Here is a 20,827-nt window from a genome sequence, read left to right as displayed (position 1 = left end):
CCGCACACGCACCCCGATGTGCGGGAGCAAGCGCTTTCTCCTGGGGAAACGTAAGCGGCGGTACCCAGGCCGGTCAACACCCCCCTCCCTCCGGTCCACCCGCCGAACCCCTGTGTCCACGCTGTCACCGCGGCCCGCTACGCTGCCGTTGCACACGCATGATCACGCGCGCCCGCGCGTCCGCCAGCCCCTCTCACCCCTGGGACGCCGTACCTTCATGTCTTGGTTTGAATCGCTGATCCTCGGACTCGTCCAGGGGCTGACCGAGTTCCTGCCCGTCTCCTCCAGCGCGCATCTGCGGCTGACCGCGGCCTTCTCCGGCTGGAAGGACCCGGGCGCGGCCTTCACGGCGATCACCCAGATCGGCACGGAGACCGCGGTGCTCATCTACTTCCGCAAGGACATCGGGCGGATCATCTCGGCCTGGTTCCGGTCGCTGTCCGACAAGGCGATGCGACGGGACCACGACGCGAAGATGGGCTGGCTGGTGATCGTCGGCTCGATCCCGATCGGCCTGCTGGGTGTGACGCTCAAGGACCAGATCGAGGGTCCGTTCCGCGATCTGCGCATCACGGCGACCATGCTCATCGTCGTCGGCATAGTCATCGGCGTCGCCGACCGGCTGGCCGCCCGCGACGAGAAGGGCGGCCGGCACCGGGCGCCGAAGCAGCGCAAGACGCTGGAGAACCTGAGCGTGAAGGACGGCCTGATCTACGGCCTCTGCCAGGCCTGCGCCCTGATCCCGGGCGTCTCCCGCTCCGGCGCCACCATCAGCGGCGGCCTGTTCATGGGCTACAAGCGCGAGGCGGCGGCCCGCTACTCCTTCCTGCTCGCCATCCCGGCGGTGCTGGCCTCCGGCGCCTTCGAGGTCAAGGACTCGGTGAGCGAGGGCCACGTGGCCTGGGGTCCGACCCTGTTCGCGACGGTGATCGCCTTCGCGTCCGGATACGCGGTCATCGCGTGGTTCATGAAGTGGATCTCCAACAAGAGCTTCATGCCGTTCGTCTGGTACCGCATCGCCCTCGGCATCGTGATCATCGCCTTGGTCTCGGCGGACATGCTGAGCCCGCACGCGGCGGAGTCGGCGGGCTAGCACCAGGCGGTACGTCAGGCGGCCGGAGTGCCCTGGTGGAAGTACATCCGCCAGCCGGACTCCGTCAGCCGCCACAGGGAGCTGCGCCAGACCCGGCGCCCCTGGTTGTCCGCGAAGTACGTCAGGTGGACGAGGCCCGGTGCGAGCACGGTCCCGGACATCTCGCTCACCTGGACCGGCGAGTCGGGGGACACCGATCCGCCGCTGGTCACCGTGAGGATCGACACCGCGTCCCAGCGGCGGCCGGACGCCCCGATCTCGGTGAACTCCGGGTCGAGAAGCTCCAGGACGAGGTCCGGGGAGGCGCGCACCTCGGGATCGAGAAGCCGCAGCTCCCCGTCGATGGCCGCCTGTACCGCGCGCTCGTCCTGGTCCGTCATGCGGGGAGGCTACGGCCTCGCACCTCCCCGGCACAGCGAATATCGCCCTCGGGATCAGCCGAGCTCGAGCAGGAGCTCCGCGAGTTCCGCCGGCATGGTGATCATGCAGTCGTGGCCGGTGGGCAGTCGCCACACCTGCTCCGTCGCGGGGACCGGGCGCCGGACGATGCCTTCCGGTACGTCGGCGACGCAGTGGATGTGGGTCCGGGGGATCGTGTGCACGGCCGGGTTGTCCAGCCGCACCGGCTGCTGGAGGCAGCGCACCGACTCGTCGGTCAGCATCGTGCGCAGCCAGGCCACGTCCGCCGGCTCGGTCACCCCGAACAGGCCGTGCGGCGGCGGCAGTTCGGGCAGCGGCGGGACCCGCCAGCCGCTGCCGTCGGCCAGGGCGCGGTCGATCAGGACCTGGCTCACGGGCTGGACGTCGGCGGCGCTCTCGCCGTGCTCCGGGACCATCGCGTCGAGATACACCAGGTGCCCGACGCGGTCGGGGACCTGGTTGGCGACGGACGAGACGACCAGCCCCGCGTAGCTGTGTCCGACGAGTACGACATCGGTGAGGTCCTCGTCCGTGATCAGCCCCAGGACGTCGTCGACGTGGGTGTCGAGGCCGACCTCGGGGCCGAGCAGATGCGCTTTCTCGCCGTGTCCGGTCAGCGACGGCGCGAACACCCGGTGCCCCGCCGCCGTCAGCTTCGGGACGATCCGCTCCCAGCACTCTCCGCTGTGCCAGGCACCGTGCACCAGCAGATATGTCGACATGATCCCGCTCCTCGCTGTGGTCGTGACGGTCGCCGATCAGGCTTGCGCGCCCGCTCCGGCCGGGGCAGAGCCCCGCCGATCCTGGGGGTGACAGGACCAGGCAGGGGCGCGACGGCCCGCGTTACGGTGGCGGGATGACCGACGAACCGAACCTGCTGGGCGCGTACGTACGGGCCCGGCGCGAGCTCGTCACGCCCGAGCAGGTCGGCATCCCCGTGCTCGGGGTACGGCGGGTGCCGGGCCTGCGCCGGGAGGAGGTGGCGATGCTGGCCGGGATCAGCGCCGACTACTACCTGCGCCTGGAACAGGGCCGCGACCGCAACCCCTCCGTACAGGTCCTGGAGTCCCTCGCCCGGGTGCTGCGCCTCGACGAGGCCTCGACGGCCTATCTGCTGAGCCTCGGCGCCGCGGAGCCCCGCCGGCGCCGGAGCCGCCGACGCAAGGAGACGGTTCCGCCCGGCATCGCCCAGTTGGTCGCCGCCCTCCCGCTGCCCGCGCTCGTCGAGGGCCGCTACTTCGACGTGCTCGCCGTGAACGCCCTGGCGACCGCGCTGTCACCGCGTCTCACGGTCGGCGCCAACCGGCTGCGGGACACCTTCCTCGACCCCGCCGAGCAGGCCCTCCACCCGGACTGGGCGAACGCCGGCGCCGGCATGATCGCCGGTTTCCGCCGGTCCGTCGGGACCGACGCGGACGACCCCCGTGTCATCGACCTCGTCGGCGAACTCTCCCTCGCGAGCCCCCACTTCAGCCGGCTCTGGGCCCGCCACGACGTGGCCGCCTGCGAGGGCGCGGCCAAACACATCGACCACCCCCGGGTCGGCCGCCTGTGCCTGAACCGCGAACGCCTGACGGTCACCGGCACGACCGGCCAGACCCTCGTCATCTACCACCCGGCCCCGGACACCGACAGCGCCGGGAAACTGGCGTTGCTCGCTTCCGCGACGACCATGGTGTGAGCGCTGCCGGGGGGGGGATGACTACGGCGTGAGCGCGGGGGCGGTCGTCGGTCGTGCGGGCGCGGCTGGGCGGCTTATCTCGGCCAACCCCCAACACCCGCCGTTTTCCCGGGCTTTGAGGGCTGCGCACCGGCTCCGGTGAGGGCGAAGGCCAGGGCAGGGGCGTACCGCCGTGTCCGTGTCGCGACCACCCACCCGGCAAATGCCAAGGCACGGAGCCCCGCCCGCCGTGTCGCCCGTGACCAACCCCATACGGTCTGCGTAGCGGCCTGGTAGCGCACGGTCAGTTCTTGCCCCTACGCTGTTCGGTATGTCCCCCGATTCCCGAACCCCTGGTTCCGCGCGGTCTGCTGCCGAGGTCAACGAGCACATCCGGGCGCTGTGGCTGCGTGCGGGCGGCACTCTGTCGGCCCAGGAGCGGTCGGAGTACGAGCTGTTGGTGGTCGAGTGGGCCGAGGCGATCCGCGGGCGGATCACCGAGGCGGCCTGACCCGGCGCCGGGTCTCAGCGCCCGCCGGAGATCCGCAGCACCGCGCCCGTCGTGTAGGAGGCCTCCGGCGACAGCAGCCAGGCGATGGCGGCGGCGATCTCCTCCGGCCGGCCGGACCGCCCCAACGGCACTGCGGCGCCGATCCGTTGGGCCCGTCCCGGGTCGCCCATCGCCGCGTGCATCTCGGTGTCGACCACCCCGGGCGCGACCGCGTTGACCCGCACCCCGTCCGGTCCGAGCTCCTTGGCGAGGCCCACGGTCAGGGCGTCGACGGCCGCCTTCGTCGCCGCGTAATGCACGTACTCGCCAGGGCTGCCGAGCGTGGCCGCCGCCGAGGACACGTTCACGATCGCCCCGTTCCCGCGCTCCGCCATCAGCCGGGCGGCCCGCCGTGAGCACAGCAGCGTGCCCAGCAGATTGACCTCGACGACCCGCCGCAGATCGGCGCTGTCCACGTCCGTGAGCCGCCCCAGCGGCCCGGTCACGGCGGCGTTGTTGACCAGCCCGGTGACGGCACCCAGTTCCCGTTCCGCCGTGTCGAACAGCCGCTCGACATCAGCCTCGACGGCCGTGTCCACCGCTACGACGACACAGCGCGCCCCGCCCTTGCGCACCCCCTCCGCGACCGCCTCGGCGGCGCCCGCGTCCCGGACGTAGCCGATCACGACGTCATGCCCGTCGGCCGCGAGCCGCAGGCAGGTCGCGGCGCCGATACCCCGGCTTCCACCCGTGACGACAGTGACGGGACGTGCCATACGAGCCTCCTGAGACCGACCGGGCGATGATCTTACGGCCCGGAGACGTCCGCTTCGTCACGCTGCCATGATCCGGACTTCGGCGACCGCACCCGAGGGAATGGGCACAGGCCGACGGTCTCCCCTGCATGGTCGCCCTGGTGCGCCCCCAGGGACGACCGAGGATTTCGTCGAACCCGCGTTCTTTTTCGGCCCCCCGACCGTACGCGTGACCTAGGGCGGGGCCGGGTCGGTTCGAACATCGCCGAATATCCCCCGCATATCGCCCACACCTCTTGGCTGTGCTCGCCCCGTGCCCAACACTGAGCCGATGACGCAGCGCGTAGAGCTCGCGACCGTGATGGACCGGCTGGCCGTGGACGGACTGGTCACCGACTACGCGGTGGCCGTCGACGACGGGGACTGGACGGCGTACCGGAGACTGTTCACCGCGGACGGGCGGGCCGACTACCGGTCGGCCGGCGGGATCGAGGGGGATGCCGGGCAGGTGGCCGGGTGGCTCTCGGAGAGCCTGACCCTGTTCTCGATGCGACAGCATCTGATCGTCAACCGCCAGGTGCGGTTCGGGATCCTGGACCACGACGCCGGGGACACCGCCCACCTCCAGGCCGACTACATCAACCCCATGCGGTTCGCCGGGGGCGACGGCGCCTCCACCGCCCCGGACTTCGTGTGCGGCGGCCGCTACGCCTTCGCGTTCCTGCGCACCCGGGACGGCTGGCGGCTGCGTCAGGTGGTCGTGGAGGAGAAGTGGCGCAGGATGAGCGACCAGCGCGCGACGGCCGTGCCTGACTGACCTCGCACCCATGCCCCCTGTCGGAGATCCCCGCCGGTCCCGCACACTGGAAGGACCCGCGGGCAGGAGGCGACGTATGAGGACCGTCGAGCGCTGGCTCACCTCCCCTTGGCGGCGTTCCTGCGCGGCCGCGCTCGCGGGCGCGCTGCCCGTACTGGCCTTTCCGGCACCGTCGCTGTGGTGGTTCGCCTATGTCGCCCTGATCCCCTGGCTGCTGCTGGCGCGCTCGGCACCGACCGGGCGGCGGGCGGCGTACGACGGCTGGTGCGGCGGGTTCGGGTTCATGATCGCCGTGCACCACTGGCTGCTGCCGAGCCTGCACGTCTTCATCTTCCTGATCGCCGGCCTGCTGAGCCTCCTCTGGGCGCCCTGGGGCCTGCTGACGCGCCGGCTGCTGGGCGGGACGCCGTCACCGGGGCGGGCCGCGGTCGCGGTGCTGGTGCTGCCGTCGGGCTGGCTGATGGTGGAGCTGGTGCGGTCCTGGCAGGGGCTGGGCGGACCGTGGGGCATGCTCGGCGCCACCCAGTGGCAGGTGACGCCCGCGCTGCGGCTGGCCTCCGTGGGCGGGGTGTGGCTGCTGAGTTTCCTGGTCGTGGCCGTCAACGTGGCGCTGACGGTGCTCGTCTCCGTGCGCGAGGCGCGGGTACCGGCGGTGGCCTCGCTGGTGGCCACGGCCGCTGCGACCTCCGCCGCCTGGGTCTGGTCACCGCGCCCCGACGTCGACGGTCACGTCCGTATCGCCCTCGTACAGCCCGGCATCGTCGACGGCACCGACAGCGGTGACCGGCGTTTCGCCCGCGAGGAGCAGCTGACCCGGCAACTGGCCGGACAGCGCCCCGACCTGATCGTCTGGGGCGAGAGCAGCGTCGGGTACGACCTCGGTGACCGGCCCGACCTCGCCCGGCGGATCGCCGCCCTCTCCCGGGAGACCGGCGCCGACATCCTGGTCAACGTGGACGCCCGGCGCTCCGACCGGCCCGGCATCTACAAGAGTTCCCTCCTGGTGGGCGCGGACGGCCCGACCGGGGACCGGTACGACAAGATGCGGCTGGTCCCCTTCGGCGAGTACATACCGGCCCGTTCGCTGCTCGGCTGGGCCACCTCGGTCGGCAAGGCGGCCGGCGAGGACCGGCGCCGCGGCACCGAGCAGGTGGTGATGAACGTCGGCCACGGGCTGCGGGTCGGCCCCATGGTCTGCTTCGAGACCGCGTTCCCCGACATGAGCCGGCATCTCGCCCAGGACGGCGCCGAGGTGCTGATAGGCCAGACGTCGACCTCGTCGTTCCAGCACAGCTGGGCCCCCGAACAGCACGCCTCGCTGGCCGCCCTGCGGGCCGCCGAGACCGGCCGCACCATGGTCCACGCCACGCTGACCGGTGTCTCCGCGGTGTACGGCCCGGGCGGGGAGCGGCTGGGCCCGTGGCTGGGCACGGACGCCGGCACGGCGCGGGTCTACGAGGTGCCGATCGCCCGCGGTGTCACGCCGTTCGTGCGGTACGGAGACTGGACGGTGGACGGCGCGCTGCTGGTGCTGGCCGGCTTCTGTCTGGGCGAGGGGCTGCGGCTGCGGGCGGTCAGGCTGCGCCGGGGTGCCGCCGAACCTCTCGTACCACCTGCTCGCACAGCTCATGAGTCGCCAGTGCGTCCCGGGCGCTGAGCACCTTGCCGGCACGGACGGCGTCGAGGAAGACGAGCACGGCCTGTTCGATGCCGCGCTGCCGGGCGACCGGCACCCAGTCGCCGCGCCGCCGGAGCGTCGGCTGCCCCTTGTGGTCGATCACCTCGGCGAGGTTGAGGACCTGTCGCTTGGTGTCCTGCCCGGAGACCTCCAGGATCTCCTCCGCCGAGCCGCTGAGCCGGTTCATCACACCGAGCGCGGTGAAGCCGTCCCCGGACAGTTGCAGGACCACGTGGTGCAGCAGGCCCTCGGCGACGCGGGCCCGGACGGTGACGTCGTCGACCGGGCCGGGGGCGAGGAAGCGGAGGGTGTCGACGACGTGGATGAAGTCGTCGAGGATCATCGCGCGGGGTTCCTCGGGCAGCCCGATGCGGTTCTTCTGCATCAGGATCAGCTCGCGCGGGTGGTCGGCGCACTGGACGTAACCGGGGGCGTGGCGCCGGTTGAAGCCGACGAACAGCGACACGTTCCGCGCCTCGGCGAGCGCCACAAGGCGCGCGGAGTCGTCGAGTCGGTAGGCGAGGGGCTTGTCGACGTACGTCGGTACGCCTGCCTCCAGGAGCCGGGTGACGATCTCGGGGTGGGCGGCCGTGGGCGCGTGCACGAAGGCGGCGTCGAGATCCTGGGCGAGGAGGTCGTCGAGGGTCGCGTGCCGGTGGCCGGCGGGCAGCCGGAGGCTGTCGGCGACCTCGGCGAGAGTGGCCGGGGTGCGGGTCTGGAGATGGAGTTCGAGGCCCGGCTGTGCGCCCAGCACCGGCAGATACGCCTTCCGCGCGATGTCGCCGAGTCCGATGCAGCCGACCTTCACTGACGCTCCCCTCACGGTTCCCCATGTGCCTGTCCGGAAGCATACGGGCCGATATTCCGTGGTGGGATCGGGCGTGGTGGGCGAGGATGCCGGGCATGACGACCGAACGCCGCATGCCCGCCTTCGACGCCGACGAACACGCCATGCTGGAGGGCTGGTTGGAGTTCCACCGGCAGACCCTCGCGATGAAGTGCGCGGGCCTGACCGACGCCCAGCTCGCCATCGCCTCGGTGGAGCCGTCCCCGCTGTCCCTCATGGGGCTGGTGCGGCACATGGCCGACGTGGAGCGGTCCTGGTACCGCAGGGTTCTGGCCGGTGAGACGGCACCCCCGCTCTACTGGAGCGAGGAGGAACCGGACGGCGAGTTCCACTTCGGCGAGGCGGACACCTGGCAGGAGGCGTACGCGAGCTGGCAGGCCGAGATCGAGGCCGCCCGGCGCAACGCGGCCGACTTCGGCCTGGACGACCTCTCCAAGGGCCGCCACCGCCGCACCGGGGAGCAGGTCAGCCTGCGCTGGATCCACACCCACATGATCGAGGAGTACGCCCGGCACAACGGCCACGCCGACCTGATCCGGGAGCGTATCGACGGCGCGACCGGCGACTGACGTCAGCCTCGCAGCCGCCGGTCCCCCGTACGGGGCACGAGATCACCCGTGCGGGGCACCAAACTCCCGTCGGCGGTGTCAACCTCCGTGCGGACCCAGCAGAGTTGCGCGGGTGCATCGAACGACCACCACCGCAGCGCTTCTGGTCACCGTGACCGTCTCGGCCCTCTCCGGCTGCGTGACGGTCCAGCGTCCGGCGGCACCCGGCCCGCCGCCCGGTACGGCGCCCTCGCAGCCGTCGGTGCCCCGCCCGGACGGGACCGCCGAGCCCCGGGTGGTGCAGGCGCCGGTCAAGGAGGCCCTGGAGATGGTCGGCCCGTCCCGCCCGGCCCCCCGGGCCACGCCGACCGCCGCCCACGCCCCGGCGCCCCCTCCCCCGGCCCAGCACCGGACCCCCGCCCCGCGCGCGGCCGCCCCGCACCCCCACCCGCACCCACAGCGGACCCACGGCCCGGGGACCGACGTCCCCGATCTCTCCGGGCCCGCGCCGAAGGCCCCGGACGTGTGCGCCCTCGGCAGGCAGTACGGCGGCTGGCGCACGGACAGCCCGGAGGCGCGGATCTGCCAGCAGACGTACGGGCGTTGAGGAGGCGCGCGCGAGGATGCGGCGCACGGTGGCGACGACTACGGCGCCGGCCAGGGGCCGGTGGACGGCGATCGACCGGACCGCCGCTAGTTCGGCCGCTGCCGTGGTGGGCCCCAGGAGTCGCCGTCCGGCGTGTCGTCCTCCCGCAGCCGCAGCTCCAGGCGGCTGATCGCCGCCCGCACCCCGTCGCCGTACCCGTCGTCGCCGAGAGCGGCGGCGGCCGCGCCGCGGGCCCGGCGCAGATGGGTGCGGGCGGCCTCGGTGCGGCCGAGCTTGACGTAGTCGGCGGCGAGGTTCAGATGCAGCGAGGGGTAGAAGCCGCGCAGCCCCTCGGCTCCCTCCGCCTCGTCCGCCGCCGACAGCGCCCTCAGGTCCCAGGCGAGTTCGTCGGACGGGTCGTCCTGGGTGTCGGCCAGATAGTGGGCCAGGGTGCAGCGGTGCAACGGCTCGCCGTGTTCGCCGAGCTCCGCCCACAGGTCGAGCAGCCGCCGGCGGGCCTCCTCGCGGTCCCCGGCGTGGTGCAGCATCACGACCTGCCCGATCCGTGTGAGCACGGCATCAGGTGCCGTGCGCTCCTGTCGCTCCGCCACCACGTCCTCCGAGCTCTCCGCTGTCTCCGACGACGCTAACCGCCACCGGGGCCCCGCAGCGCCATCCGACCCACCCCGAAACCGACGTGTTCCCACGCACCGCCCGGCCCTCCGCCCGAGCGACCCCCACCACGCGGGACCACTCCCCCCGGCACCCCCACGCCGGACAGGATCGCCGCCCGCCCACCGCCCGCACCGCGCAAAACCACCGCGTCCACCGGCCGCCCCGCCCTCGCACCGCCCGTCCGGCACGGAACTGCCGCACACCCACCAGCCCGCCCCACGGGCGACCACCACCCGCTCATCGCCCGCCCCGCGCGGGACCGTCCCCCTGCGGCCCCGCCCCCGATACCCCCGTCAGCCCCCGTAGACCCGGCACCCCGCCCCGCGTGCTCAGCCCAAGTTCGGGATGTGCCAGTCGATCGGCTGGTGGCCCTGCTCCGCGACCGCCTCGTTGATCTGGGTGAACGGGCGGGAGCCGAAGAACTTCTTCGCGGACAGGGGGGACGGGTGGGCGCCCTGGACCACCACGTGCCGGGTCTCGTCGATCAGGCGGAGCTTCTTCTGCGCGTAGCCGCCCCAGAGGACGAAGACCGCCGGGTCGGGCCGCTCGGCGACCGCGCGGATCACCGCGTCCGTGAACTTCTCCCAGCCCTTGTTCTTGTGCGAGTTGGCCTCACCGGCGCGGACCGTGAGCACCGCGTTGAGCAGCAGCACACCCTGCTGGGCCCACGGCATCAGATAGCCGTTGTCCGGCGTCTCCTCCCAGCCCAGCTCCTCCTTCATCTCCTTGTAGATGTTCCGCAGGGACGGCGGGATCTTCACCCCGGGGCGGACGGAGAAGCACAGACCGTGGCCCTGGCCCTCGCCGTGGTACGGGTCCTGGCCGAGGACCAGCACCTTGACCTGGTCGTACGGCGTGGCGTCCAGCGCGGCGAAGACCTCCTCGCGCGGCGGGTAGACAGGGCCGTTCGCCCGCTCCTCCTCGACGAACTCGGTCAGCTCCTTGAAGTAGGGCTGCTGCAGTTCGTCGCCCAGAACCCCGCGCCAGGACTCGGGCAGCATGGCGATGTCGGTCACGTCAACGTCCTCACGATGTACGGTCACTTGCAGTTCCTGCTGATGCCCAAGAACCTACAGGCGGCCACTGACAATCGCCCTCGCACACCGGTTCACCAGCTGGTCTTGCGGTGCAGCTCCCACATCATCATGATCGTCGACGGGTCGAGCGCCTGCTCGCCGCCGGAGATGTCGTCGCTGGCCGCGACGTACTGCCGCCCCTGCCACAGCGGGATCAGCCGGGCGTCGTTGACGAGGATCTGCTGGGCCTCCTCGAACTGCTTGACGACCTCGCCGCGGTCGCTCTCGGTGCGCGACTCGGGCAGCAGTCTGCCGGTGATCACGGGGGACGGGTAGGGCGTCCCGAGCGCGTTCTGCTCGCCGACGAACGGGGCGATGAAGTTGTCCGGGTCGGGGAAGTCCGGGAACCAGCCGCGCCCGAACACCGGGTACTCGCCCTTCTGGTAACCGACGACATAGGTCTTCCAGGGCCGGCTTCGCAGGGTGATGGTGAACAGCCCCGAGTCGTCGAGCTGTCGCTTGAGTTCCTGGAACATCCGGCCGGTCTCGGAGCCGTACCGGTCGGTGGTGTACCAGAGGGTGAGCGGGACCTTCTGGGTGACGCCCGCGTCGGCGAGGATCTTGCGGGCCTTGGAGGTGCTGGGGTCGCCGAAGTCGTCGAAGAAGCCGGTGGTGTGGCCGGTGAGCCCCGCCGGGACCATGGAGTAGAGCGGGTCGACGGTGCCCTCGTAGACCTTGTGGGCGATCGCGGCACGGTCGACGATCTGGGCCACCGCCCTGCGCACGGCGGGCTGTTTGGCCCACGGGTCAGCGGGGTTGAACACCAGGTAGCTGATGTCGGTGCCGGCGCCGTCGACCAGTTGCAGTTCGGTGTCGGTGTGCGTCTCCAGGGCGACGATGTCGGAGGCGGCGAGGCCGCGGTAGGTGACGTCGATGTCCCCGGACCGCAGGGCCTTGACCATGGTGGCCGAGTCCTGGAAGTAGCGGATGGTCACCGCGTCGTTCTGCCGGTCGGCGAAGCCCTGGTAGCGGTCGTTGCGGACGAGTTCGGCCCGCTTCTCGTCGTACGACCTGAGGGTGTACGGCCCGGAGCCGTGCACCGAGTCGTCCTTGCGCAGCGACTTCGCGGGGTAGTCGTCGGGGTCGACGATCGACATGGCCGGGGTGGCGAGCACGAACGGGAAGGTGGCGTCGGTCTTGTTGAGGTGGAAGACCACCTCGCGGTCGCCGAGCGCCTGCACCCGGTCGAGGCTGCCGAGCAGTCCGGCGGGTCCGCTGGGCGCGTTGATGGTCCGGATCCGGTCGATGGAGTACTTGACGGCCTCCGCGTCGAGCGTGTCGCCGTCGGCGAACTTCAGGCCGGAGCGCAGTTCGCAGCGGTAGGTGCGGTTTCCGGAGTCCGTGAAGGCGCAGTTCTCGGCGGCGTCGGGCTCCGGGGTGGTGGCACCGTTGGGGTAGGCGAGCAGGGTCTGGTAGATGTTCCGGAACAGCTCCCAGGAGCCGTCCCAGGAGCCGGCGGGGTCGAGGGTGCTGGGGGCGCTGGTGGTCCCGACGACGATCGGCCCGCTGTCATCCGTGCTGCTGCCGGCGAACACCCCGCAGCCGGCCACCAGGGATATGGACGCGACAGCGGCCACTCGTCGAAGACCTCGGTTCCGGTTGAACACGTGCTCGCTCCTCGATCCGCCATACCAGGGGTCGGCGGCAGACCATACCGCAGCGTTGTCCTCCTTGAACCGCCCCGGAAACACGGGCGTTGATCGAATGTGCTATGACGACGTTGTCATCCGGCTGTGCGGATCCTGTACGGCTGTCCGGGCGTCGTTTCCGTCGTTCCTGGGACGAAATGTCTGTGACGAACACGACGCCCGGAGGCGGGCCGGGCGGCCTGTGGAGCCGTCAGGCCATGCCGGCGTTGAGGAAGATGCCGCCGTCGACCACGAGGGTCTGGCCGGTGACCCAGTCAGACTGCTCCGAGGTCAGGAACGCGGCCGCGCCGCCGATGTCGGAGGGCACGCCGAGCCGCTTGAGCGGGTAGCCCGCGGCGGCCTCCGCCTCCCGGCCCTCGTACAGGGCCTCGGCGAACTTGGTCTTGACGACCGCGGGGGCGATCGCGTTGACCCGGACGCCCGGCGCGAACTCGTGCGCCAGCTGCTGGGTCAGGTTGATCATCGCGGCCTTGCTGATGCCGTACGCGCCGATGAACGGCGAGGCCGACAGACCGGCGACGGAGGCGATGTTGACGATGGCGCCGCCGTTGTCCTTCTGCCAGGCGTGCCAGGTCTTCTGGGCGAAGCCGAGGGCCGAGACCACGTTGGTCTCGAACACCTTGCGGGCCACGTCCAGGTCGACGTCGGCGATCGGGCCGAAGACCGGGTTGGTGCCGGCGTTGTTGACCAGGAAGTCGACGCGGCCGAAGACCTCCATGGTGCGCTCGACGACCTCGCTCTGGTGGGCCAGGTCGTGGGCCTTGCCGGCGATGCCGATGACCCGCTCGGAGCCGAGGCTCTCGACGGCCGCCTTGAGGGCGTCCTCGTTGCGGCCGGTGATGGCGACCCGGTCGCCGCGGGCGATCAGCGCCTCGGCGACGCCGTAGCCGATACCGCGGCTGGCGCCGGTGATGATGGCGACCTTGCCGGACAGCTCGGGCAGTTCAGTCATGTCGGTGATCCTCGATAGTCCCTGGTGAGTCCCTGGTACCCGCTAGTCCAGCGGTCCGCCGGCCACGTACAGCACCTGGCCGGAGACGAAGCCGGCCGCCTCGTTGGTGAAGAAGGCGATGGCGTTGGCGATGTCCTCGGGCTCACCGACACGCTGCACCGGGATCTGGGTGGCGGCGGCGGCCTTGAACTCCTCGAAGCCCATCTTCACGCGCTCGGCGGTGGCCTTGGTCATCTCGGTGGCGATGAAGCCGGGGGCGACGGCGTTGGCGGTGATGCCGAACTTGCCGAGCTCGATGGCGAGGGTCTTGGTGAAGCCCTGCAGACCGGCCTTGGCGGCGGAGTAGTTGGCCTGGCCGCGGTTGCCGAGCGCCGAGGAGGAGGACAGGTTGACGACCCGGCCCCAGCCGGCCTCGACCATGTGCTGCTGGACGGCCTTGGTCATCAGGAAGGAGCCGCGCAGGTGCACGTTCAGAACCGTGTCCCAGTCGGACGCGGACATCTTGAACAGCAGGTTGTCGCGGAGCACGCCGGCGTTGTTGACCAGGATGGTCGGGGCGCCCAGCTCCTCGACGACCCGCGCGATCGCGGCGCCGACCTGGGCCTCGTCGGAGACGTCGGCGCCGACCGCGATCGCCTTGCCGCCGGCGGCGGTGATCTTCTCGACGGTGTCCTTGCAGGCGGCCTCGTCGAGGTCGATCACGGCGACCGCACGGCCCTCGGCGGCCAGTCGTACGGCGGTGGCGGCGCCGATCCCGCGTGCGGCACCGGTGACGACCGCGACCCGCTGCTCTGTGGTGGACATTCCTGTGTCTCCTCGCCCTTGAGAGAACCTGATCGAGTGAGCCCGCTCACGGAGCCCGCCCTGCGGTGAGCGACCGCTTAGTACCTTCAGCAGACGTGACGCTAGAAGCCCTGGCACGCGGTGTCAACGTCACACCGCGCGGGTGTGATCCATTACCTCACCAGGAGGTCCAGCAACCGCTCGGTCTCGGCCGCCGGATCGAGGGTGAGCCCGGTGTGCACGGGGCCGGGCTGCACGACCGTCGAGCGGGGGGCGACGAGCCAGCGGAAGCGCCGCCCCGGGTCGTCGCCGGCCGCCTGCCCCGCCGCCTCCCCGCCCGCGCAGACGCCCTCGACCGCCCCGAGCGCGGCCCGCACCCCGGCCACGTCCGCGTCCGGGTCCAGGGCCAGCAGCCGGGTCTCGTCGAGATGGGTGCGGGCACCGACGTAGACCTTGGCCCGGCAGTAGACGATCACGCCCGCGTTGATGTATTCGCCGCGTTCCACGCGGGGTACGACACGCAGCAGGGCGTACTCGAAGACGTCCCGGCCGCCACCCTGGCCGTCCCGGGTGATGTGGCGCTCGGTCACATGTCCGGCCACATGGATATGGGTCTCGCTCACTTGGCTCCCTCGGTGCGGGGCGCGACGCCGGTGATGCGCTCGTGGATGACGGCGGCCCGGGCGAGCAGCGGCCGGGCGTAGGTCCGCCGCAGGTCGTCGGGGGTGTCGAAGCCCGGCTCGCCGGCCAGCCAGACGTCGGGGATCTCGGCGGTGACCTCGGCGAGCAGGTCCTCGGTGACCCGGGGCGCCAACTCGGCGGCGGCCGCCCGGACATCGGGGGCGAAGCCGCTCAGCGCGTGGTCGGCGGCGTCGTAGGGGCGGGCGGCGGAGGCCTCGGCGGCGGGCCAGTTGTGCTGCCAGATCATGGTGGCGCCGTGGTCGATGAGCCACAGGTCGCCGCGGTGCACCAGCAGGTTGGGGTTGCGCCAGGAGCGGTCGACGTTGTTGATCAGCGCGTCGAACCAGACGATCCGCCCGGCCTCCTCGGGGCTCACCGTGAAGGCGAGCGGGTCGAAGCCGAGGGCGCCGGAGAGGAAGTCCATGCCGAGGTTGGTGCCGCCGCTGCCCCGCAGCAGGTCCTGCACCTGCTGCTCGGGTTCACCGAGCCCCAGCACCGGGTCCAGTTCGACGGTGACCAGACGGGGCATCCGGAACCCGAGCCGCCGGGCGAGTTCACCGCAGACCACCTCGGCGACCAGCGTCTTCCGGCCCTGCCCCGCGCCGGTGAACTTCATGACGTACGTCCCGAAGTCGTCGGCCTCGACGAGCCCCGGCAGTGAGCCGCCCTCACGCAGGGGCGTGACATAGCGGGTCACAGTGACTTCTGGCAGCATTTCCTGAGGCCATCCAAGTCTTCAGCCTTGCGATCAACAGCGGAGGGAGGCAGCCTTCCGCCTTCCGGCCTCCGGCACGAAGTGAGCATAGTAACCGAGCGTGATGGCCGCCCATGAATACCCGAGCCGTCCCGCCGGGCGATGCGCACGCCTGAGGTAACGCGCCAACTCCTGTGCCACCACCAAGGACGTACAGAGGCGGAGCACCTCCGGCTCCGGGTTCCCGGTGAGCGGTTCTCCGGGCACGGCGGCACCCTCAGCCACCACACCGGCACCCACAGCCACGCCCGTCAACCACACCTGCCACCCGCGGCCGATCCCGTCGCAGCCCCTCACAGAGGACCGCGAGGGCGTCGCCGGCCGCCGCCGGATCGTCATCACCCGCCCGCCTGAAGGGAATCAGGGATTGACGCCACCGCATTTACTTAGAGTAGCCTTGCCTAAGTTGACCGGTTTCCGGAGGGTGGCTGGTGGGATCAGGGGAACCGTCGGGACGCGATGTCCTGGCACGCTCGGTCAGGGGGCAGGGGCGGCGGCTCGCCCTGGGCTCCGCGCTCGGCTGTGTGCACCAACTCGGGGAAGCGCTGGTCCCCGTGCTCATCGGTGTCGTCGTGGACCAGGCCGTGGCCGGACAGGACGCCGGACGTCTGGCGCTGTGGCTGGCCGTCCTGGCCGTCCTGTACGTGTGCCTGTCGTGGAGCTTCCGGCTGGGTGCGCGCGCCGGTGAACGCGGTGCCGAGGAAGCCGCGCACACCCTTCGGCTGGCGATCGTGCACCGGGTCCTCGATCCCCGGGGCGGCGCCGAGGAGGACCGGCTCTCCGGCGAACTCGCCAACGTGGCCACCGAGGACGCCAAGCGGGTCGGCGCGGTCAACATGGCGCTGATGAGCGGGATCTGGGCGGTCGCCGGCATCACCGTGAGCGCCGTGGCCCTGCTGCTGACCTCCGTGACGCTCGGTCTGATCGTGCTGCTGGGCACGCCGGTGCTGCTGTGGCTGGGCCATCTGCTCAGCAAGCCGCTGGAGCGGCGCAGCGAGGCCGAGCAGGACCGGGCCGCGGGCGCCGCCGGAGTCGCGGCCGACCTGGTGGCCGGGCTGCGGGTGCTGAAGGGACTCGGCGCGCAGCGGGCGGCCGTCGAGCGGTACCGCCGTACCAGCAGGGTCTCCCTCGCGGCCACCCTGCGCGCGGCCCGCGCGGAGGCCTGGCAGACCGGTCTGGTACTGGCCCTCACCGGCGGGTTCATCGCGCTGATCGCCTGGGTGGGCGGGCGGCTGGCGCTCGACGGCTCGCTGACGCTCGGGCAGTTGGTCTCGGCGGTCGGGCTCGCGCTGTTCCTGCTGGGGCCGCTGGAGACGTTCGCCTGGGTCAACACCGAGCTGGCGCAGGGCCGCGCCTCCGCCGCCCGGATCGCCCGGGTGCTGGCCGCCGGACCCGCCGTCGTGGGCGGGGACGAGCCGGTGCCGGACGGGGTGCGCGGGGAGGTGCGGCTGCGCGGGGTGCGGTACGGCGGCCTCGACGGTGTGGACCTCGACCTGCCCGCCGGTCGGCTGACCGGGATCGCGGTGACGGATCCGGCGTGTGCCGAGGCCCTGTTGAGCTGTCTGGGCCGGGAGGCGGACCCGGAGTCGGGCTCGGTCGAGCTGGACGGGGTGCCGCTGACCCGGCTGGACCCGGCGGGGCTGCGGGCCGCGGTGCTGGTGGCCGCGCACGACGCCGCGCTGTTCGAGGGTTCCCTGGCGGCGAACGTGACCCCCGGGGGCGGCGACGGACCGGACCCGCGCACGGACCGGGCCATGGCCGCCGCCGACGCCGACGAGGTCGCCCGTTCGCTGCCGGACGGCGCGGACACCGGGGTCGGCGAGGGCGGGCGGTCGCTGTCCGGCGGACAGCGGCAGCGCGTCCTGCTCGCGCGGGCGCTGCGCGCCGAACCGCCGGTCCTGGTCGTGCACGATCCGACGACCGCGGTGGACGCGGTCACCGAGGCCCGGATCGCCGAGGGGCTCAGGCGGATCAGGCAGGGCCGGACGACGGTCGTGGTGACCAACAGCCCGGCGCTGCTCGCCGTCACCGACCGGGTGGTGTTCCTGGACGGCGGCCGGGTGGGCGCCGAGGGCACGCACGCGGAGCTGGCACTGACCCACGAGACCTACCGGACGGCGGTGCTCGCATGACCCGGACCGACCAAGGGGCCGATCCCGGGCGGGCGCTGCTGCCGACGGCCACGCCCGCCCGCACCCGCGCGGCCGTCCGCGAACTGCTGCGCCCGAACCGGGGGCTGGCGGCCGCCGGCTTCGGCGTGATGGTGCTGGCCACGGCCGGCGGGCTGCTCACCCAGCCGCTGCTCGGCCATATCGTCGACCTGGTCACCCGGCACCGCTCCCCCGACGCGCTCACCGTGCCCGTGCTCGCCCTCGCCGGGGTGGCCGTGGTGCAGGGCGTGACGACCGCGCTGGGCATGTCGCTGGTGTCCCGGCTCGGCGAGACCGCGCTCGCCCGGCTGCGCGAACTGTTCGTGGAGCGTGCCCTGGCGCTGCCGCTGGAGCGGCTGGAGCGGGCGGGCTCCGGCGACCTCAACTCCCGGGTCACCCGGGACGTGTCCCGGGTCGCCGACGCGGTGCGCACCGCCCTGCCCGAACTCGCCCGCTCCGCGCTGTCGATCGTGCTGACCCTGGGCGCCCTCGCCCTGCTGGACTGGCGGTTCCTGCTGGCGGCGCTGCTCGCCGTGCCGGTGCAGGCGCACACCGCGCGCTGGTACGTGCGCAACGCCGTCCCCCTGTACGCGCGGGAGCGGATCGCCACCGGCGAGCAACAGCAGCAGTTGCTGGACACCATCGGAGGGGCGCGCACGGTACGGGCGTACCGGCTCCAGGACGGCCACAGCCGGCGGGTCGCCGAGCGCTCGCGGACCGCGGTGGAACTGACCATGCGCGGGGTGCGGCTGGTGCTGCGCTTCTACAGCAGGCTGCACATCGCCGAGTACGTGGGTCTCGCCGCCGTCCTGGGCACCGGGTTCCTGCTGGTGCGGTCCGGTTCCGCCTCGGTCGGCACGGCGACCGCCGCCGCTCTGTACTTCCACAGCCTCTTCGGTCCGGTCAACACCGCGCTGGTGCTGCTCGACGACGCCCAGTCGGCGACCGCGGGCCTGGCCCGGCTGGTCGGTGTGATCGACGAGCCGGTGCCCGCGGTCTCCGGGCAGCGGGACGCCGGTACGACGGCCAGGACGGGCGATCCGTCCGTGACCCTGGCCGGTGTCTCGCACGCGTACGTGCCCGGCCGTCCGGTGCTGCGCGGTGTCGACCTGGAGATACGGCCCAAGGAGCGGATCGCGCTGGTCGGCACCACCGGTGCGGGCAAGACGACCCTGGCCAAGCTGGTGGCCGGGCTGCACCGCGCGGAGTCGGGCCGGGTCGACATCGGCGGCGCCGAACCGGACGAGTCCGGGCGGCTGGTGGGGCTCGTCACCCAGGAGGTGCACGTGTTCGCCGGGCCGCTCGCCGACGACCTGCGCCTGGCCCGCCCGGACGCGAGCGACGAGGAGCTGTGGGACGCGCTGGCCCGGGTGGGCGCCCTCGGCTGGGCCGAGGCCCTGCCCGAGGGGCTGGACACGGTCGTCGGCGACGGCGGCCACCGGCTCACCGCCGACCGCGCCCAGCAACTCGCCCTGGCCCGTCTCCTGCTGGCCGATCCGCCGGTCGTCGTGCTCGACGAGGCGACCGCCGAGGCCGGCAGTTCGGGCGCCCGGCTCCTCGACGAGGCCGCCGAGCAGGCACTGCGGGGCCGTACGGCGCTGGTGGTGGCCCACCGGCTGAGCCAGGCCGCGGCGGCCGACCGGGTCGTCGTCCTGGACGCCGGCCGGGTTGTCGAGGAGGGCACCCACGACGAACTCCTCGCCGCCGAGGGCCGGTACGCGGCCCTGTGGCAGGCCTGGGCCGGCAGCCGCGCCACCGGCGAACGCCCCGCCGACGCCTCCCGGGCCCCCCGCTGACCGAGCCCCCGACTGATCCAAGCCGCCCCCGCCGGACCCCATCGCCCAGACCAGAAGGATCACCCGATGCCTCGCGCCACCAGAGTCTCCAGGCTCACCGGCCTGCTCGCCTCCGTACTCCTGCTCACGGCGACGGCGGTCGCCTGCGGCTCCTCCGACAGCGACTCCGACTCCGCCTCGGCCGGTTCCACGGGCTCGTCCGCGTCCGCGGGTGCCTACCCGGTGACGATCGCCCACAAGTACGGCAGTACGACGATCAAGTCCGAGCCGAAGCGGATCGTGACCGTCGGCCTCACCGACCAGGACGCGGTCCTCGCCCTCGGCAAGGTCCCGGTCGGCACGACCGAGTGGCTGGGCGGCTACAAGGGCGCGATCGGCCCGTGGGCCCAGGACAAGCTGGGCAGTGCCGCCGCGCCGACCGTGCTCAAGGACACCGGCACCGGCCCCCAGGTGGAGAAGATCGCCGCGCTCAGGCCGGATCTGATCCTCGCCGTGTACGGGGGGCTGACCAAGGCGCAGTACGAGAGCCTGTCGAAGTTCGCGCCGGTGGTGGCCCAGCCGAAGGAGTACAACGACTACGGCGTGCCGTGGCAGCAGCAGACCGAGGAGATCGGCCAGGCGCTCGGCAAGGCGGACGAGGCCAAGACGCTGGTCTCGGGCGTCGAGGCCGAGTTCGCGGCGGCCAAGAAGGCCAACCCGGAGTTCGCCAAGGCCACGGCGGTCATGGCGACCCCGTACGAGGGCGTGTTCGTCTACGGCAGCGAGGACCCGCGCTCCCGGCTCCTGTCCGACCTCGGTTTCTCGCTGCCCAAGGACCTCGACAAGGTGATCGGGGACCAGTTCGGCGCCAACATCAGCAAGGAGCGCTACGACCTGCTCGACCAGGACGTGGCCGTATGGATCGCGCCGGACACCACCACGTCGGTCACCAAGCTGCACAGTGACCCGATCTACGGTGACCTGAACGTGGTGAAGCAGGGCCGTGAGGTCTACGTCAAGGAGACCAGCGACTACGGCAACGCGGTGTCCCTGTCGACCGTGCTGAGCATCCCCTACGTCCTGGACCGCCTGGTGCCGCAGCTGGCGGCGGCGGTGGACGGCAAGACCGCCACGAAGGTCGAGCAGCCGGCGTCGTAGCGCATCGGAAAGGGGGGGTGGGTCCGGGACCGGACCCACCCCCCCTTTCGTCTTTTCCTCGTCCGTCAGGAGCCGTCGACGAGGCTCCTGGGGCGCAGGTCCGTCCAGTGGGTCTCGATGTGGTCCAGGCACTCCTGGCGAGCGGCCGGGCCATGGACGACCGTCCAGCCCGCGGGGACGTCCACGAAGTCGGGCCACAGGCTGTACTGGCCCTCGTCGTTGACGAGGACGGAGTAGACGCCGTCGGGGTTCTCGAACGGGTTGCTCATGTCAGCGGGTC

Annotated in this window: 22 protein-coding genes; 10 read left to right on the top strand and 12 right to left on the bottom strand. The window is 72.1% G+C overall.

Annotation, left to right across the window (positions count from 1 at the left end; genetic code table 11):
* The first annotated feature begins 217 nt into the window (after nucleotides 1–217).
* A complete protein-coding gene (locus ACFWXC_RS31415) occupies nucleotides 218–1,093 on the top strand; it encodes an undecaprenyl-diphosphate phosphatase (RefSeq protein ID WP_384483735.1) in 876 nt (291 codons plus the stop codon).
* Nucleotides 1,094–1,107: 14 nt separating this feature from the next.
* On the opposite strand, the gene ACFWXC_RS31410 is transcribed toward ACFWXC_RS31415, so the two are convergent.
* Both ACFWXC_RS31410 and ACFWXC_RS31405 read right to left on the bottom strand, forming a co-directional pair.
* Complete coding sequence (locus ACFWXC_RS31410; RefSeq protein WP_384483733.1) at nucleotides 1,108–1,473, bottom strand: DUF4440 domain-containing protein; 366 nt, start codon at nucleotides 1,471–1,473, stop codon at nucleotides 1,108–1,110.
* Between the two features lie 54 nt (nucleotides 1,474–1,527).
* A complete protein-coding gene (locus ACFWXC_RS31405) occupies nucleotides 1,528–2,235 on the bottom strand; it encodes an alpha/beta fold hydrolase (RefSeq protein ID WP_384483731.1) in 708 nt (235 codons plus the stop codon).
* A 134-nt stretch (nucleotides 2,236–2,369) separates the two neighbouring features.
* Between ACFWXC_RS31405 and ACFWXC_RS31400 the strand changes: the two genes are divergently transcribed.
* Together ACFWXC_RS31400 and ACFWXC_RS31395 are read left to right on the top strand one after the other, a co-directional pair.
* A complete protein-coding gene (locus tag ACFWXC_RS31400; RefSeq protein WP_384483729.1) occupies nucleotides 2,370–3,194 on the top strand; it encodes a helix-turn-helix domain-containing protein in 825 nt (274 codons plus the stop codon).
* 310 nt (nucleotides 3,195–3,504) lie between these two features.
* Nucleotides 3,505–3,684: a hypothetical protein gene (locus ACFWXC_RS31395; RefSeq protein WP_384483727.1), complete on the top strand. Its 180-nt coding sequence runs from the start codon at nucleotides 3,505–3,507 to the stop codon at nucleotides 3,682–3,684.
* A 14-nt stretch (nucleotides 3,685–3,698) separates the two neighbouring features.
* On the opposite strand, the gene ACFWXC_RS31390 is transcribed toward ACFWXC_RS31395, so the two are convergent.
* Nucleotides 3,699–4,439, bottom strand: a complete 741-nt coding sequence (locus ACFWXC_RS31390; protein WP_384483725.1) for an SDR family oxidoreductase — start codon at nucleotides 4,437–4,439, stop codon at nucleotides 3,699–3,701.
* A gap of 310 nt (nucleotides 4,440–4,749) precedes the next feature.
* Between ACFWXC_RS31390 and ACFWXC_RS31385 the strand changes: the two genes are divergently transcribed.
* On the top strand, nucleotides 4,750–5,235 hold the full coding sequence (locus ACFWXC_RS31385) for a nuclear transport factor 2 family protein (protein ID WP_384483723.1): 486 nt from the start codon (nucleotides 4,750–4,752) through the stop codon (nucleotides 5,233–5,235).
* Between the two features lie 76 nt (nucleotides 5,236–5,311).
* Entirely contained in the window at nucleotides 5,312–6,892 is a 1,581-nt protein-coding gene (lnt, locus tag ACFWXC_RS31380; RefSeq protein WP_384483721.1) for an apolipoprotein N-acyltransferase, read from the top strand.
* On the opposite strand, the gene ACFWXC_RS31375 is transcribed toward lnt, so the two are convergent.
* On the bottom strand, nucleotides 6,810–7,721 hold the full coding sequence (locus tag ACFWXC_RS31375) for a Gfo/Idh/MocA family protein (protein WP_384483719.1): 912 nt from the start codon (nucleotides 7,719–7,721) through the stop codon (nucleotides 6,810–6,812). The genes lnt and ACFWXC_RS31375 overlap by 83 nt on opposite strands.
* Nucleotides 7,722–7,816: 95 nt before the next feature.
* Here ACFWXC_RS31375 and ACFWXC_RS31370 point away from each other — a divergent pair, with 95 nt between their 5' ends.
* Nucleotides 7,817–8,329: a DinB family protein gene (locus ACFWXC_RS31370; protein WP_384483717.1), complete on the top strand. Its 513-nt coding sequence runs from the start codon at nucleotides 7,817–7,819 to the stop codon at nucleotides 8,327–8,329.
* A 112-nt stretch (nucleotides 8,330–8,441) separates the two neighbouring features.
* Entirely contained in the window at nucleotides 8,442–8,915 is a 474-nt protein-coding gene (locus tag ACFWXC_RS31365; RefSeq protein ID WP_384483715.1) for a hypothetical protein, read from the top strand.
* Between the two features lie 86 nt (nucleotides 8,916–9,001).
* Here ACFWXC_RS31365 and ACFWXC_RS31360 read toward each other — a convergent pair whose 3' ends face one another.
* The 7 genes from ACFWXC_RS31360 to ACFWXC_RS31330 form a co-directional block, all read right to left on the bottom strand.
* Nucleotides 9,002–9,505, bottom strand: coding sequence for a hypothetical protein (locus tag ACFWXC_RS31360; RefSeq protein WP_384483713.1), 504 nt, complete (start codon nucleotides 9,503–9,505; stop codon nucleotides 9,002–9,004).
* 393 nt (nucleotides 9,506–9,898) lie between these two features.
* A complete protein-coding gene (gene ung / locus ACFWXC_RS31355; RefSeq protein ID WP_384483872.1) occupies nucleotides 9,899–10,585 on the bottom strand; it encodes a uracil-DNA glycosylase in 687 nt (228 codons plus the stop codon).
* Between the two features lie 92 nt (nucleotides 10,586–10,677).
* Complete coding sequence (locus tag ACFWXC_RS31350; protein ID WP_384483711.1) at nucleotides 10,678–12,252, bottom strand: ABC transporter substrate-binding protein; 1,575 nt, start codon at nucleotides 12,250–12,252, stop codon at nucleotides 10,678–10,680.
* A gap of 232 nt (nucleotides 12,253–12,484) precedes the next feature.
* The gene (locus tag ACFWXC_RS31345; RefSeq protein WP_384483709.1) at nucleotides 12,485–13,246 is read right to left on the bottom strand and encodes an SDR family oxidoreductase; all 762 of its coding nucleotides are present in this window, start codon (nucleotides 13,244–13,246) and stop codon (nucleotides 12,485–12,487) included.
* A gap of 42 nt (nucleotides 13,247–13,288) precedes the next feature.
* Nucleotides 13,289–14,050, bottom strand: a complete 762-nt coding sequence (gene fabG, locus ACFWXC_RS31340) for a 3-oxoacyl-ACP reductase FabG (RefSeq protein ID WP_384483707.1) — start codon at nucleotides 14,048–14,050, stop codon at nucleotides 13,289–13,291.
* Between the two features lie 152 nt (nucleotides 14,051–14,202).
* Nucleotides 14,203–14,652, bottom strand: coding sequence for a DUF3037 domain-containing protein (locus tag ACFWXC_RS31335; protein ID WP_384483705.1), 450 nt, complete (start codon nucleotides 14,650–14,652; stop codon nucleotides 14,203–14,205).
* Entirely contained in the window at nucleotides 14,649–15,425 is a 777-nt protein-coding gene (locus ACFWXC_RS31330) for a HipA family kinase (RefSeq protein ID WP_384483703.1), read from the bottom strand. The genes ACFWXC_RS31335 and ACFWXC_RS31330 overlap by 4 nt, the downstream gene beginning before the upstream one ends.
* Before the next feature lie 470 nt (nucleotides 15,426–15,895).
* Here ACFWXC_RS31330 and ACFWXC_RS31325 point away from each other — a divergent pair, with 470 nt between their 5' ends.
* From ACFWXC_RS31325 to ACFWXC_RS31315, 3 genes are all read left to right on the top strand, one after another.
* On the top strand, nucleotides 15,896–17,596 hold the full coding sequence (locus tag ACFWXC_RS31325) for an ABC transporter ATP-binding protein (RefSeq protein ID WP_384483701.1): 1,701 nt from the start codon (nucleotides 15,896–15,898) through the stop codon (nucleotides 17,594–17,596).
* The gene (locus ACFWXC_RS31320) at nucleotides 17,593–19,410 is read left to right on the top strand and encodes an ABC transporter ATP-binding protein (RefSeq protein ID WP_384483698.1); all 1,818 of its coding nucleotides are present in this window, start codon (nucleotides 17,593–17,595) and stop codon (nucleotides 19,408–19,410) included. The genes ACFWXC_RS31325 and ACFWXC_RS31320 overlap by 4 nt, the downstream gene beginning before the upstream one ends.
* 66 nt (nucleotides 19,411–19,476) lie before the next feature.
* Nucleotides 19,477–20,547, top strand: a complete 1,071-nt coding sequence (locus ACFWXC_RS31315) for an iron-siderophore ABC transporter substrate-binding protein (protein WP_384483696.1) — start codon at nucleotides 19,477–19,479, stop codon at nucleotides 20,545–20,547.
* A 65-nt stretch (nucleotides 20,548–20,612) separates the two neighbouring features.
* On the opposite strand, the gene ACFWXC_RS31310 is transcribed toward ACFWXC_RS31315, so the two are convergent.
* Entirely contained in the window at nucleotides 20,613–20,816 is a 204-nt protein-coding gene (locus tag ACFWXC_RS31310) for an MbtH family protein (protein ID WP_351706244.1), read from the bottom strand.
* Nucleotides 20,817–20,827 lie beyond the last annotated feature (11 nt).

Source organism: Streptomyces sp. NPDC058683, assembly GCF_042716195.1.
GTDB lineage: Bacteria > Actinomycetota > Actinomycetes > Streptomycetales > Streptomycetaceae > Streptomyces.
This window is presented reverse-complemented; position numbering and strand designations above follow the sequence as displayed.